Origin of the sequence: Streptomyces sp. NPDC048664 (assembly GCF_040650555.1) — a bacterium.
In the GTDB taxonomy this organism is placed as follows: domain Bacteria; phylum Actinomycetota; class Actinomycetes; order Streptomycetales; family Streptomycetaceae; genus Streptomyces.
The window spans coordinates 22,212-36,552 of record NZ_JBEZHK010000041.1 but is presented as its reverse complement, the minus strand read 5'-3'; the positions used below and the strand labels follow the sequence as shown (position 1 = coordinate 36,552).

At 67.1% G+C, this 14,341-nt stretch carries 8 protein-coding genes; 3 read left to right on the top strand and 5 right to left on the bottom strand.

Annotation, left to right across the window (positions count from 1 at the left end; translation table 11 throughout):
- Positions 1–248: 248 nt before the first annotated feature.
- The 4 genes from AB0C59_RS31595 to AB0C59_RS31580 form a co-directional block, all read right to left on the bottom strand.
- Positions 249–1,466, bottom strand: a complete 1,218-nt coding sequence (locus tag AB0C59_RS31595) for a restriction endonuclease subunit S (RefSeq protein ID WP_363010696.1) — start codon at positions 1,464–1,466, stop codon at positions 249–251.
- A complete protein-coding gene (locus AB0C59_RS31590; RefSeq protein ID WP_363010694.1) occupies positions 1,456–4,071 on the bottom strand; it encodes a class I SAM-dependent DNA methyltransferase in 2,616 nt (871 codons plus the stop codon). Before AB0C59_RS31590 ends, AB0C59_RS31595 begins: the two co-directional genes overlap by 11 nt.
- A 107-nt stretch (positions 4,072–4,178) precedes the next feature.
- Positions 4,179–5,027, bottom strand: a complete 849-nt coding sequence (locus AB0C59_RS31585) for an RloB family protein (protein ID WP_363010692.1) — start codon at positions 5,025–5,027, stop codon at positions 4,179–4,181.
- Positions 5,024–6,337 carry an ATP-binding protein gene (locus AB0C59_RS31580; RefSeq protein ID WP_363010690.1) on the bottom strand — a complete coding sequence of 438 codons (1,314 nt, stop codon included), beginning with the start codon at positions 6,335–6,337 and terminating at the stop codon, positions 5,024–5,026. The genes AB0C59_RS31585 and AB0C59_RS31580 overlap by 4 nt, the downstream gene beginning before the upstream one ends.
- A gap of 783 nt (positions 6,338–7,120) precedes the next feature.
- Here AB0C59_RS31580 and AB0C59_RS31575 point away from each other — a divergent pair.
- The gene (locus AB0C59_RS31575; RefSeq protein WP_363010688.1) at positions 7,121–8,221 is read left to right on the top strand and encodes a tyrosine-type recombinase/integrase; all 1,101 of its coding nucleotides are present in this window, start codon (positions 7,121–7,123) and stop codon (positions 8,219–8,221) included.
- Positions 8,222–8,439: 218 nt separating this feature from the next.
- Here the strand turns inward: AB0C59_RS31575 and AB0C59_RS31570 are convergent, their stop codons facing one another.
- Positions 8,440–9,021 (bottom strand): Uma2 family endonuclease, encoded by a 582-nt coding sequence (locus AB0C59_RS31570; protein WP_363010686.1) that lies wholly within the window; start codon positions 9,019–9,021, stop codon positions 8,440–8,442.
- Positions 9,022–9,669: 648 nt separating this feature from the next.
- Here AB0C59_RS31570 and AB0C59_RS31565 point away from each other — a divergent pair.
- Positions 9,670–11,445, top strand: coding sequence for a non-ribosomal peptide synthetase (locus AB0C59_RS31565; RefSeq protein WP_363010684.1), 1,776 nt, complete (start codon positions 9,670–9,672; stop codon positions 11,443–11,445).
- The gene (locus AB0C59_RS31560) at positions 11,442–14,339 is read left to right on the top strand and encodes a condensation domain-containing protein (RefSeq protein ID WP_363010682.1); all 2,898 of its coding nucleotides are present in this window, start codon (positions 11,442–11,444) and stop codon (positions 14,337–14,339) included. Before AB0C59_RS31565 ends, AB0C59_RS31560 begins: the two co-directional genes overlap by 4 nt.
- Positions 14,340–14,341 lie beyond the last annotated feature (2 nt).

Genomic DNA, 14,341 nt, shown 5'->3' with positions numbered 1-14,341 from the left:
GCCATCCTGGGATGTAGGGCAACCCTACGTCTGGACAGTGATCCAGCCAGAGGCGTTTCGGCCTTTGACCAAGCCGCGAGGTGGGGCAGCAAGAGACTTGGGACAGTGCCGAATCGAAGCCTCTGGTCGCGTATCGCCGGGTACGTATGCTTCCTCGTCTGCGGCGCCTCGTCCCATCGGGGCGCCCGCCGCGGCAAGTATCACCAAGCTTGCGGGAATGCCCGTCCGCGACGAAGTGGCGGATCCGTTCAGGTCTCGGACATCTTCGAGTGACCGGTGAGCAGGTCTTCGATCACGCCTCGCTGAACCGTGCGCAGTTTGGCGATCTGTTTCTCCAGCTCCCCGGCCCGCTTCCGAGCGGCCCGGATCGGCCCCAGAAGCCGTTCCTGCTCGTCCAGCGGCGGCACAGGGACCGGCATCTTTTTAACCTGCGTCGAGTTGATCGATGCGAGGTTCGTCGTCTGCTTGCCGACTCGCTGGAAATACGCACGTCCGACGGGCGAGGCGGTGTATAGCGCGAGGAAGTCGGGCGTCATGCGTTCACCGCATCGGACCCGGAAGACGTGGTTCTGGTGCAGGCAGCGCTCGATCTGGCCATCCCAGACCGCGCCCCGGCCAAGCTTGTCGAGGTCTCCACCTTCTGTGAGCAGCAGATCTCCCGGTTTGAGAGCGTACCGCTCGAACTGTGCACTGAGAATCCGGACTCGCTTCACGTCAGTCGTATCGATGCGACCATCCAGAACGTTGGCGACGCGCAGATATGGCAGCTCAACCGTTCCATCCCCCACGGGCTCTGAGCCGAGCGTTACGCCAGCCGCCACTGTTGCAACGGTCTCTAGAGGGACCTGATCCCACTCATCCCACTGTGCGGGGGCCAGTGCTTGCTCTGTAACTCGGAGCTTTTCGAGCACTCCGTCCAGCGCCACGATCCACCGCTCAAATGCCGAGTGTGCGGCGACGATCCGGCGCTGCTCCTGCAGCGGAGGGACACCGATCGCAAGTTTCTGGAGACGGTCGGTATCCAGTCTCCCAGTGCCGTGGCTCGTATCTTCCACCAGGCGCAGGATCTGATCGGTATGCGCCCGCATGGCATGGGCGAGGAAGTAGGCGTCGATTCCGTCGGCAGGGATGAGCGCCTTGACGTCCTGTCCGAATGCCACATCTCGTGCTGCGACACCGATGCGGAACTCGGACTTGAGGCTCATTCCTCGAACCACGAACAGAGTTGTGCCCTTGGCGACAAGTCGCGAACCGGTCTTCGCCCCCAGGGGGGTTAGACGACGCTCAGAATCAGAAATCCGAAATGACTTGAGGCTTGCGCCACTAATCCACGGGATATCACCATCCCAGTAGGCGGGGTTAGAGGTGCTGGGTGTCCCTCCTGACAGCCATGTTCCAGCTTCTCCCAGTGGCACAGATCGCCAACTGCAAGAGCTCGCTGTCTTGACCGTGTGCTTACCGCCCATAACCCAGCTCCTCAAGCCACTTCCCTAGCTCCCCCTTTGCCAGGTCGCTTTCTCCTTCCAACTCGCTCAACGACACCGCATACTTTTCCACCCACCGCCGAAACGCTGCGACCAGTTCCAGGCGTCCTACTGCGACTGCCGCGTCGAGCCGTCCCGTCAGATCCTCGTTGAGGAGAGTCAGGACAACTTCCTGAGTCCGCTCCTTGTCTGCGAGGACGACGTCCGCGGCTGCAATCAGCTCTGTCAGGAACCGGTCGTCGAGCGCCTTGCGCTTCTTCATGGCTGCCGTACGAGCCTTCCTGCACCTTGCCCACTCAGCCTCAAGACGGGCTAGCTCATCCGACGAGACCGGCTCGGCAGCGTTCTCCTCAGGAGAAGTACCCTCGTCCTCGCCCTCCTCCGGCGTCGGCTTAGCCGCCGATACCGCTTCCGCCGCTTCCTTGAACGCTGCGTCGGCTGTTGCGACCTCCGCTTCTACGACTGCGTACTGCGTGAGGAATTCCGGGATGAGGTGACGTACGACCATCTGGTCCATCGCGCGGCGGCGATCGGCAGCCGAGATCGTTACCTTCGGCTTCTTTGCAGAGCCGGTGCTGCTGACAGCACCCTCTGCCGGCCTCACGATTGCCTCTGTCGAGTCGACCCAGCCTTCGAGTACGCGGGCAAAACCGCCAGCGGCCAGAGCCTTCATGTCATAACGCGCGTGCGTCCACCAATCGGCAATGATGCCCGACGTGCGGTACTCGTCGAGAACCTTCACGCCCCCGATGGACTCCGTGAAGCCAGCGATTAGCCCGGCTCGCAGATCCATCAACTTTCCATCTTCAGTCAGCTGAGAGAAGAGGAGTGCCCCCTTCTTCCACCAGTCGGCGTACGCCGCCCGCAGCGAGGCTTCCTTCGTGGCGGCCTGTTCCGCAATGCGGCTTACAGTGGCATCAGGGTCTTCGGGCAGGAAGTCGTAGTAGTCGGGGTCGCCGACGCGTGCGGCGAACAACGTGGACGTGTCGACTCCGTATGCCCCGAACAGGTCTGACTGCGCTGCTACTTCCTTGACCGGGACGCCGCCGTACAGATGAGCCCGCACATCCTGCGGTTCTGCAGGCGGTGAATTGTCTACCCAGCGGCGGATGTTGAGGTTGGCTCCCTCGGCGAGGAGGTCCTTCACCTCTACCCATCGCGAGTAGCCCGGCAGGGACCGTCCCCGCTGGAACACCGTGACGATCTTCTCGACGTGCTCGGGGCCCAGCTCGTTCTGGTTGCGGCCAACCGTGAATTCCCGATCGGCGTTGATGAAGAGGACCTTCTTGCTCCGATCGGGGTGCTTGCGGCGTGGCCGGCGCAGGATAAGGACGCAGGCGGGGATGCCGACGCCGTAGAAGAGGTTCGGGCCGAGGCCGATCACCGCCTCTACGCAGTCGTCGCGCAGCAGCTCCTCGCGGATCTCCCTCTCCTTGCCCCCGCGGAAAAGGACCCCGTGTGGCATTACCACGGCTACCACACCCCGCTCCTCCAGCACCGAAATCATGTGCTGGACGAACATTAGGTCGGCCTTCTTACCCTTCTCGGGTGCCCACCCCCACTGCATGCGCGTGCCGTGCAGAGCGTCGGCGGCGGCCACCTGCGCCTGGTCGTACGGCTGGGAAAAGGGTGGGTTAGAGAGGACCTTGGTGAAGGTGCGCAGGCGTCTGTTCTCGTCGAGGTGGAGCGGCTCGGTGAGCGTGTCGCCGTGCTGGAGGTCGAACTTCCGGATCCCGTGCAGCACCATGTTCATGCTCGCCATCGACCAGGACGCGGGGTTGCGGTCTTGGCCGTTGATGCCGAGCTCGTCAGGGTTGCCGCCGTGCTCTTCGACGTACTCCCGGGCAGCGATGAGCATGCCGCCGGAGCCCATGCAGGGGTCGTAGACGCTTTCCATCGGCTGCGGGTCGAGCAGGCGTACCAGCATCCTCACCACCGAGCGCGGGGTGTAGAATTCGCCACCGCTCTGCCCGGCGGAGTCCGCGAACCGGCCCAGCAGGTACTCATATGCAGCCCCCAACATGTCGGGGAACTCGAAGTCCTCGTTGCGGAGCCGATAGAGACTGAAGTGCCGGATCAGGGCGAGCAGTTCGTTCGGTGTAAAGCGGGATTTGTTGCCGGCTACTGCGTTGAATTCGATATGCGAGGCGACGCCGGACAGTCTGCTGTTGCCTTCCTGGAGTGCGACGAGCGCCTTGTCCAGGTATTCCCCCACCTTCATCAGGTTTCCGTCCGGGCCCCTGGTCTCGGCGGTGAGACCCTCGATGCCTGGGACGGTCTGTTCCGGATGGTCGGGGTCGAGCGCATGCGGCCCGGTCCACCAGCGAGCACGCGGCGGGACGTAAAAGACGTGGCGGTAGAAGTCGGGGTTGTCGGCCCGCTTCAGGGCCAGCTCCACACTGCCGGTCTCCTTCTTCCGCTCCTCGTAGACACGCTTCCACTCAGGCTCAAATTCGTCCGAGGCGCGCTTCAGGAACAGCATCCCGAAGATGTAGTCCCGGTAGTCGGAGGGTTCCATGCGTCCGCGCAGGATGTCGGCGGCCGCGAAGAGGTGCCGCTCCAACTGGGGAAGGGTGATGCGGGCCACGCGCCGGTCCTTCGTGGGGTCGGAAGTGAGGAGAGTGCCAGGGCAGCGTAGTGGCCCCGAGGCTCCGGGCGGAAACCGCTCGAAGTGGTCGATCTTAGGAGGCTGTGTCAATCGTCACCGTCGTGCTCGATGCCGAGGCTGATGAGGAGACGCCACACATCGGTGGATGGGTCCCGGTCCAAGATCTTGCAGTCCAGGGCATGGCCGGAGCGTGCAGCCCACTTGCGGGGGGACTGAGGCAGGTGGTCGGGGTTGTCCAGGCTGGTGCGGTCGACAGGAGTGGCCTTGTGCTGGCTTGCTTTGCACGCGCCGTGTTCGCACTGAGAGACGAGACTCTTGGCATGCGCAATGGCTGCCTTGGTTCTCCCCTCAAGAGCTTTTCGACGCGACCCCTGGATACTCTTGTCATTCTTCTTGTCGAAACGCATAAATGCCGGATCGGACGCGCGGAGCTTGTTCACTACGTCCGTGCTCTTGCCGCTCTGCCGCCCGCCGTATGCCTGGAAATGAAGAAGCAGCCACAGGTCGAAGGATGGGTGTGAGAAGCAAATCTCCGTACTATCGGCCGCGCCGTATTCGAACGCCTGTGGAATCTGAGTGTGCTCGTCCCGATCGAACAGTGCCCAGGTCTCGTCCGTCGCGGCATGCTCGCGCACGGCCTCAACAACCTGCTCCGGCAGTAGGCCGTTCGCCTTGTAAACGGGGACGATTCGGAACGGCTGCCCCGTCCGCTCGCCAGATCCGAAGCGTTTGGCCAGGTAATCTAGGTAATCGGGCTCCGTCGACTCGCCCTCGCATCCCACATAGAGGACCCGCTCCTGCTTATGCTCCGCTACCTGAACGGGCTCCAGCGACCGCACTTTGTCGTCGCTTCCCGTGCGCCTCTTCCGTTTCTTCGGCACCGCCTCGGACTCATCAAGGCCCGATGCTTTCTCTTGCCCGCCCCACCCGCTCACGCCGACGCCTTCGCCTCCTGCTCGCGTTCCCGTTCTTTCTCTCGCCAGGCCAGAGCGCGGGCAATCTCGCCCACGCTGACACGGGGCGAACCTCCGTATCGACCACGTAGGTATCCGCGTTCCAGGTCCTCGTCATCGCTAGGTCCGGCTGCTGCGAGCGGATACAGGTCGGTCGCGCCGGAAGTCTTCTTTGAAGTGATCCACACTTGTTCGCGGGCGAGCGGGCGATCCAGAACTGCGGTGCCGAGGAGCGTTGCGTCGTGTGTGGTGAAGATCAGTTGCGCACCGCGTGGGTTGGACTTGGGGTCCTGGAAGAGTCGTACGACCTCGGCGGCCAATGTGGGGTGGAGGCTGGAATCGAGCTCATCCACTAGGAGCACTGTGCCGGCATCGAGGACGGAGAGCATCGGGCCGAGGAAAGCGAACCAAGAGTGTGTCCCGAGTGATTCTTCACCGAGAAAGTCGAGGCCGACGTCGCTACCGTCTGAGCTGCGATGGCGCAGGGTGATCTCGCCGGTCTTGCGGTCGATGTCGATGCCGCTGATGCCTAGGTCGGCAACGGAAAGCAGTTCGACTAGCCACTCTCGGTAGTCCTTGCCGCGCTTCGGGTCGGCCAATAGGCGCCGTGTCCAGTCACTTCTGGCTTTGACGTCCCGGCCGGGAGTCATAAGCCACAAATTGTTCATGAACCATCTGTGGAGGGCTGCAAGCTGTGGGTCGTTCAGAGTGGCACCAGTGGACAAGAAGAGAGCGTCGGAGCGGGTGACGGGCACGAGTACGTCCTGCTTCCCGAGAAATCCGATACCAGAGTCGGAATCGGAGCTGGGAAAGAGAAACTCTCCGCCTTCTGCTTCTGGGCGGTCAGCCTCTCGATCGAACCATACGACGCGTCTACCTTCCGGGTAGGCGTGCAGCCATTCGGCTTCCACCCGCTCGTCCGAGAGTTCGAAGCCGTAGGTGTAGCGGACAGGGTTCACGCCCAGCATGAGGTCGACTTCATAGAGCGTCGTCTCGTCCGCGGCTTCCGCGTCTAGCTTGAATGGCTGACGCGGCACGCCCGGCTTGGCAGCCCATTCGGCGAATGATGTCCGTACTGCGTCCCGCATGTCGAACAACGCCCGAAGAAGGTTCGTCTTGCCTGAAGCGTTCGCACCGAAGATGCCGACCACGGGGAGGACTGACACAGCCTTGCCCTGGTCGCGGAGCGTGGTCACTCGCGCTGCACTGTCACCAGCTGCGGTGCTGACCAACGACAGCTCGCACTCATCGCGGATCGAGCGGTGATTGGCCACCCGAAAGCGGAGGAGCACCCTCGACCTCCCCTGGGACGGGTTGGAGCCCCGTCTGCTGCTACGTGAACCTCTGCGGACTATCCGCAAGCGCAGCCTATGCCGGTGGACTGACAGCGGCCAGTCCCACCCTGCTAACAGGCGAGAGGGTCTACGTGCTGCAACGTCGTGGTGGTGGCTCCTCCGAAGCCGAAGCAGCCTCGATGATCGTTCAGGGTGGGGGGCGACGCGTCTCAGCGGATGATCTTGAGGCTAGCGGGCGTCGGCGCGGGTATGAGCGTGGTTGGTCAGGCCGCGGCGACGTTAGGTGTCCCAGCAGGCTTGACCCCCGGGTGCCTGCCGCTTATTCGGGCTACCTCGACAGGGCCGGCGCGCGTCCTCAGTGACGATCTTCCTTGTGGATCTGCTCGGATGTGCATGGCGTCGGCGGTTGCGCCACTTTCGCAGATCGAAGCGGTGTGATGTCCACTCGCGCGGACGGTTGTATTCCCGTGCCCTCGACAGGACGTCGCTGGGCATGTTCGCCGAAACGGGCGGATTAGCGGCGAGCTCCTTGCTCACGAATGAGGTGATGGTGACGATTTCAAGGACAGCGGGTCTAACGGATCGGGGTGGCGGGTGGCGAGCGTCTTTCAGAGGTGCAGGCGGGACGCCCGGGATCGGAACTATCCATGCGTGCGTCCACGCTGCGGTCACGCGTGGACCGTGCGGTATCGGGAGTCAGGCGGCAGGCGAGGGCGGCAGCGAGAGAAGTCGTTTCGACGAAGGATCGGCTTGGACGGTGCGGACGCTTTCGCTGCCGTCGTGGAGAAGGATAAGAAGGCCCGCGTCGGCATCGATCCTGCGCGCGGCGCCATGTCCTTGTCGGTCTGGGCTGAGGAGTGGTTGGAGCGACGAGCCATCGGAGAGGCGACTCGCTGCAACTACGAAGGGTTCATCCGCAACCATCTCGTGCCGAGCCTTGGTCGTAAGCCCCTGGCTGGGCTGGCGCGCCGGGATTTTGAGAAGTTCGTCAAGGACATCTATCGAGGCGGTGCAGGGCTGGCTGCATCGACAGTGAACGACCGCATGGTGATGGTGGCCGCCATCATGGAGGCGGCCGTCGTGGACAAGCGCATCACGGAGAACCCGGCCCGGGGTATCCGGATCTCCCGCAGGGTGGCGCTGGCGGTGGACGAGGTCGAAGTTCCGACGTCAGCCGAGGTCGATCTGATCGCTGCGCACATCGCGCCACGCTTCCGCCTCACCGTCTATCTTCAGTCCGGCACAGGCCAGCGCCCCAGCGAAGCCCTGGCCTTCTCCACCGAGTGCAGGCGGCCTGGCTACGTCAGGATTCGATGGCAGGTCAGTGCCAAGGCGCACCGTGAGGACTGCCAGACACCCTTCGTGCCGCTCAAGCATCGGCTGGAGAAGGAGTGCCGAGACGTCCCAACCGCCCTGTTCGTTGAGCAGGAGATCGACGCGCACCTTCTGAAGTGGAAGTCGGTGCCCGTCGTCTTCACTGGGCAGAAGGGGAAACGGATTCGGCTTGAGACCTTCTTTGCTCCACGTCAGCCTGGCGCTGGCGTGATGCCGTCCATCGCGTCCTACGGCTACCAGTTCAAGAAGGCATGCCTCTCGGCCGGCCTTGTCGATCTGGACGGCAATGCCAGGTACACGCCTCGTAGCCTGCGGCACTTCTTCGCATCCACGGCCCTGGCCAACGGTGTGCCAATCCACGAGGTCTCGCGCTGGCTGGGGCACCGTTCGGTCAAGACGACAGTCGACATCTATGGGCATCTGCTGCCCAGCGCCTGGGATCGCTGCCGGGATGTTCTGCAGCGCGCCATGCGGCCTGCCTCCCCAGACGCGACGTCCCGCCCGAGAGGGGAGGCGAGCTCGAGCGGCAGCGCCCGAGCCGCTTAGGTGTACGAGGGGGCACCTGGCCTGCATGGTGCTGGGATAGAACGCCCGTGCTGGGATGGTGCTGGGATGACCCCTGCAAAACCCGCGTTTTCGCAGGTGGGAGCTCTGCGCTACGGATTCCGCTTCAACGTGTGGTCGATTCGGTGCAGGCCGGAAGCGGGCGGACTCCCGCGAGTCCGCCCCCTTCCGCATGCCCGTGCCGGCGTGGCGCTGACCTTTCAGTCACCCCGCGGCGGTGTGAGCTTGTCGAGGTCCAGGCTGATCTCGAACGGCACCGGGCGCTGGAGGGTGCCCCGGAAGATGCCGGCCGGCGCGTAGACGCCGGTCGGTTCGTCGAGCTCGTACACGTGGACGACAGGTGCGCCGTCCTCGTCCTCGACGCACCAGTAGTGCGGGATGCCGGCCTCTGCGTACTTGCGGAGCTTCACCGTGCGATCGCGATGGGCGGACTCGGGGGAGACGACCTCGATGACGAGCTTCACGTCTTCAGGGGCGTACCAGGTGCGGTCGGGGTCGTAAGGCAGGCTTGTCAGCAAGAGGTCCGGCTCGGGGCGGTTGCGGGCATCGAGGCGGATCGTCATCTCCCGCTCGACCTCGAAGCCGGTCGGCGCCTGCGCCATGAGCGTGGTGGTCAGGGCGGTGACGAGGCGGCCGTGCCAGGACCGCTGCGGCGACATCATGAAGACGAGGGCTCCGTCGATCAGCTCGGTGTGGCGAGGCGCCTCGGGGAGGCGGTCGAGATCCTCCGCGAACCAGCCTTCCGCGCGCGGCGGGCGCATCCAGTCGGGCAGTGCGGTCATGACCTCACGGTAGCGCCTGCGCCCAGGTCGAGGGGCGAGAGCGGACTGCCTGTTCGCCCCCGCGTGAGCAGGTAGCCGCAGCAGTGAATCCCTGCCGTTCCGGCGGTGTCGAGGCCGACGGGTTCGACCTGGCGCCCGGCGAGAAGAGTGCTGAGCCTGACCTGGCGGCGGTAGTCCCGCCATGCTTGACCGACGAGGACGGACGGGTGGGGGATGCTCACGCGGCTGAGGTGCTCGGCGGCCTGGCCGAGTGCTGACGCCCTGCGGCAGAGCACGAGCGGGGCCGCCCCGCCCCGGCGAAGTCCGGCCGCCACGCTCAGCCTGGAGGCCCGCAACCGCTCCGAGTCGAGCCCCTTCGCGTGATGGGTGTCAGGCCGCCTCCGGCCGTCGCGAGCAGTGAGCGAGTCATGACCTTGAGTGGTGGGTCGTGCTTGAGGGTGATCGGTTGTGCACAAACATGCAGCCGTCGGGGCTGGCCCCTCCCCGCGTGACGCATGCATCGTTCTTGGGTGCTGTCTGGTGGTCCCGTCGGGCTGACTCGTGTGCGATGCCCGAGGGGTGGTGGCTTGCGTACCTATCTCGACATGACGGGGGAGTTGGCGGGGCATGGTGGCGGTCGGGCGGGTCCAGGATCTTGTTGCCGGACGGGTGAGACTCAGTCCGGCGAGTTGTGCCGTACGCGTTCCGGCCACCGGCGAGTCGCTGTCCTATCGAGAACTGTGGGACGTCGCGCAGCGGTTGGCTGACGATCTCGTCGCCGCCGGCGTGGGCCCCGGAGACGCCGTACCGGTCGCCGTGGACAGGTCGCTGGAGCTTGTTCCGGCGTTCCTCGGAGTTCTCCTCGCAGGCGCGGCCTACGTGCCGCTGGACGCGATGGCCCCGGAGGCCCGCCTGCGCGGGATCCTCGACGAGGTGGGCGCCGAGCTGGTCGTCACCTACGGCCCCGACTCGCGCCGCGAGCAGTGGGCGAACCTCCCGGACGGCCTCCGCCGCATGCCGGTGCCCACGTCGGCCTCGCCGGGCGGCGACATCGCGGATCCGGTCGCCTCCGACGGGCAGGAGCCCGCCTACATCACCTACACCTCCGGATCGACGGGTCGGCCCAAGGGGGTGATCGTGCCGCACCGGGGCGTCGTCCGGCTGGTGACCGACCCGGTCTTCTGCACCATCGGTCCCGGCGACCAGGTCGCCAACACCTGCAACCCCGCGTTCGACGTCACGACGTTCGAGATCTGGAACACCCTCACCGCGGGCGCCACGCTCGTCGTGCTGCCCTCGGTGGTCACCGACCTGTCACTCGAGGCGTGGGCACGGATGGTGCGGTCGGAGGGCATCGACACGATGTTCCTGACCACCTCGCTGTTCCACACCGTCGGGCGGGAGCGGCCGGAGGCGTTCGGCAAGCTGCGCACCCTGATCACGGCGGGTGAGCAGCTCGAGTCGGGCATCGTGCGCGACGTCCTGCAGGCGGCCGCGCCCGAGCGTCTGGTCAACGCCTACGGTCCGACGGAGGCCACGACATTCGCCTCCTTCTTCGACTGCACGCTCGACACCCTGGCGGGCCGTGACCGGGTGCCCATCGGGCGCCCCATCCAGGGGACGACGCTGCGCGTCGTCGCCGAGGACCTGAGCGAGGTGGCGCAGGGCGAGGTCGGTGAGCTGTGCATCGGCGGTCCCGGCGTCGCCCTCGGCTACCTCGGCCGCCCGGAACTCACAGCCGAGCGCTTCGTCGCCGACGGCGCCACCGGCGAGACGCACTACCGGTCCGGCGACCTGTGCCGCGTGCTGCCCGACGGCGCGATCGAGTACCTGGGGCGTGCCGACCGGCAGGTGAAGCTGCGCGGCTTCCGGGTCGAACTGCCCGAGATCGAGCGCGCGGCGGCGGCCACCGGCCTGGTGAGCGCCGCCTTCGTGGAAAAGGTGGGTGAGGGTCCGTCCGCGATGCTGGTCGGCTTCGCTCTGCCGTCCGCCACGGGACCGACCGAGCCGGAGGACCTGCTGAGGGCCGTCGGGGGTGCGCTGGCCGACCGGCTGCCGTCCTACATGATTCCGGCCCGGTGGGTCATGGTGGAGCGTCTGCCGGTGGGCTCGGCCGGCAAGGTCGACCGCGCCGCGCTGCTGCGGCTGCTGGACGTCGACCCCGCTCCCGACGCCGAGCCCGCGCTCGTGGCCGGCGAGCAGGCCGGCGACGACACGCTGCTGGACGAGCTGGCTCAGCTCTGGCGTGAGGTGCTGGGCACCGACGAGGTCGGGGCGGGCGACAACTTCCTGGAGCTGGGAGGCGACTCGGTGCGGGCCATGCAGCTCGTCTCCCGGATCGACCAGAGGTACGGCGTGCCGGTGGAGCCGGGCACGGTGCTGCTGCTCGACTCCCTCGCCGAACTGACCGAGCACGTCCGGCAGCTGGGAGCCGTGACCGCATGAGCGCCGAACTGCGGCGGCGGGGGGAGCGGACGGCCCCCGCCTCAGCCGGTCAGGAACGACTGTGGCTGATCGAGGAGACGTCCGGGGGCAGCGCCACCTACAACGTGCCCGTTTTCCTGGCCTGGCGGGAGCGCATCGACGTGGCGGCGCTGGCCTCGGCGCTGGAGTTCGTGGTCGAGCGGCACGAGGCGCTGCGGACGGCCTACGAACTGCGCGACGGGCGGCTTCTCCAGACCGTTCTCGATCCGCGGACTCCGCCGATCGAGGTCATCGACGCGGATTCCGCGGAGGCGGTCCGTGCGGAGGCCGAGCGGCGCGGACGCGAACCGTTCGACCTGGCCAAGGGCACAGTGCTGCGCTGTGTCGTCTGGCGCGGCTCGCCCGGCTGTGACGCCCTCCTGCTGGTGGTGCACCACATCGCGGTGGACGGCTGGTCGCTCCAGCCGCTGCTCGACGACCTCGCCGTCGCCTACGACGCGGCGCTGGAAGGGAAGCGGCCGCCGGCCGACGAGTTGCCGCTGCAGTACGCGGACTTCGCCGTCTGGGACCGCGCCATGGCCCAGGCGCCCGAGATCCGGCGCGCGGTCGAGGAGCGCGCCGACCACCTGGTGGAGTTCTCCCGCGCACTCGTCCTCGACGGATGCACCCGGAATCCGGCCGCGGACGAGGGCAGCCGTCCGGGGAGGCAGCGGGACTTCCCGATTCCTCCCGAGGTGTCGGCCCGGGTGGGGCACCTGTCCCTGTCGTTACGGGCGACGCCGTTCGTCCTGTGGTTCGCCGCCGTGCAGGCCGCGCTGTACCGCTGGTCGGGGCGGCGCGAGTTCCTGGTGGGCGCGGTGACCGCCAACCGGAACCACCCCGAGCTGGAACCGCTCATCGGGTTCTTCGTCAACACCGTCCCCCTGCGTTGCGCGGTGGACCCCGACTGGTCGTTCGCCGAGCTGTGCCGCAAGGCGCGGACGGAGGCCTACCGTTCGCTCAGTCATCAAAAGCTCCCCTTCGACCAGCTCACCACCGCGGTGAACGCGCGACGCGGCACCGGCCGGTCGTCGCTGGTCGACGTCGGCTTCGTGCACCAGGCCCCGCCCACCGGGCACACGCGCTGGGCGCCTCCGGTCGAACTGCCCACCGAAACAGCCAAGTTCGATCTGATGGTGATCGTCAACGAGGTCGGGGACGACCTGACCGTCACCGTCGAGTACGACACCGACCGCTATTCCGACGAGGCCTGCGGCCGCCTCGGCGAGACCCTCGTCGCACTGCTCACGGCCGCCGTCGGCGACCCGGACCGTCCGCTGACCGAGTTCCTGGGCGAGCCGCCCGCCGTGCAGGGGCGGGAGGCCACCTCGACTCCGGCTCCCCGGAAGAGGGAGAGCGCTCCGCTCACGCGGGAGCAGAGGCGGGCGGCGGAGCTGTTCGTCGCCGTGCTGAGCGACGGCGGCCGCCGCGTCGGGGTAGGAGCGGCGGACGAACTGACCGCCGACGCCGACTTCTTCGTCCTCGGTGGGCACTCGCTGCTGGCCGTCAGCATGCTGGCGGAGGCCGAGCGGCGGTACGGCGTCGAGCTGTCGCCCCGGGTCTTCCTGACCGACCCCACGGTGGCGGGACTCGCCGAGGCTCTGACGTCGGCGGAGGCCAGGCGCGACGCCCCGATGCCCGCGGTCGACGACGGCCCGCTCCCCGCCACCTCCGCGCAGCAGCGCTTCTGGTTGCTGGACCGGATGCCGTGGCTGCGACCGGCCTATCTCTCGCCCACCGTGGTCGAGTTGGCCGGCGACACCGACCGCGAGGCGCTGCGGCGCGCCGTGGACACGGTGCTCGCACGGCACCCGGCGCTGCGGTCGCGGTTCAGCCTCGACCGGAAGGAACGGCGGGTCCACTACCGGACGGACGGCCCGCCCGCCGTCACCACGGTCACCGCGGCACCGGCCGATCCGCGCGCGCACCTCGCCGAGATCTGCACCACGCCGTTCGACCTGGCCAAGGAGGCGCCGGTACGCGCCGACATCATGTGCCTGGACGGCCGGACGGTGCTGGCCCTGGTTCCGCACCACATCGTCGTGGACGGCTGGTCGGCGCAGGTCCTCCTGGACCAGATCGCGGCCGCCTACCGGCGGGACGGCGACCTCGCCGAGCCCGTCCACCCGGCGGCGGTCGCCGAGCCGGTCGACGCCGACCGCGTCGGGGCCGTCGTGGAACGCCTGCGCGGCGCCCCCCTCGACCCCTCGCTGCCGCACGACCGTCCCCGGGGCGAACTCCAGTCCACCTCGGCGGCCACCGTCAGCGTGTTCCTCGGGGAGGAGCGGCTGCGGCGGCTGCGCGAGGTCGCCGTGGGCGAGCTGGGCTGCAGCACGTTCGTGATCGCGGCCGCGCTCATGGGCGCGGCGCTCGCACGCGGCGGAGGCGGGCGCGACTTCCTGCTCGCCTTCCCCTGGTCCGGGCGCGACTCCACCGGTGCGGCCGACGCCGTGGGCATGTTCGTCAACACCCTGGTGGTGCGGGTGGACCTGACCGGCGAACCCACCTGGCGTGAGCTGCTGGCCCGGGTGCGTGACGACGCGAAGGCGGCCTACCGGGATGCGACAGCTCCCTACGACGCGGTGGTCGAGACCCTGCATCCGACCCGGGACCTCGGCCGGCCTCCGCTCACCCCGCTCTACGTGACCTCCGCGAAGGAGCCGGACCTGTCCGTGCCCTTCGCCCGCCATCTGGCGCCCGACCCGCTGTTCATCAAGTACGAACTCGAACTGACCGCCCTCGAACGCGGCGACGACCTGGAGCTGGAACTGGCCTACGCGACGGCGCTCTTCGACGAGCGCACGGCGCACGGCCTGCTGGACGCCATGGTCGCCGCGGCGGCGGACCTCTCCGACGATCCCGATTCCCAGCCTTGACG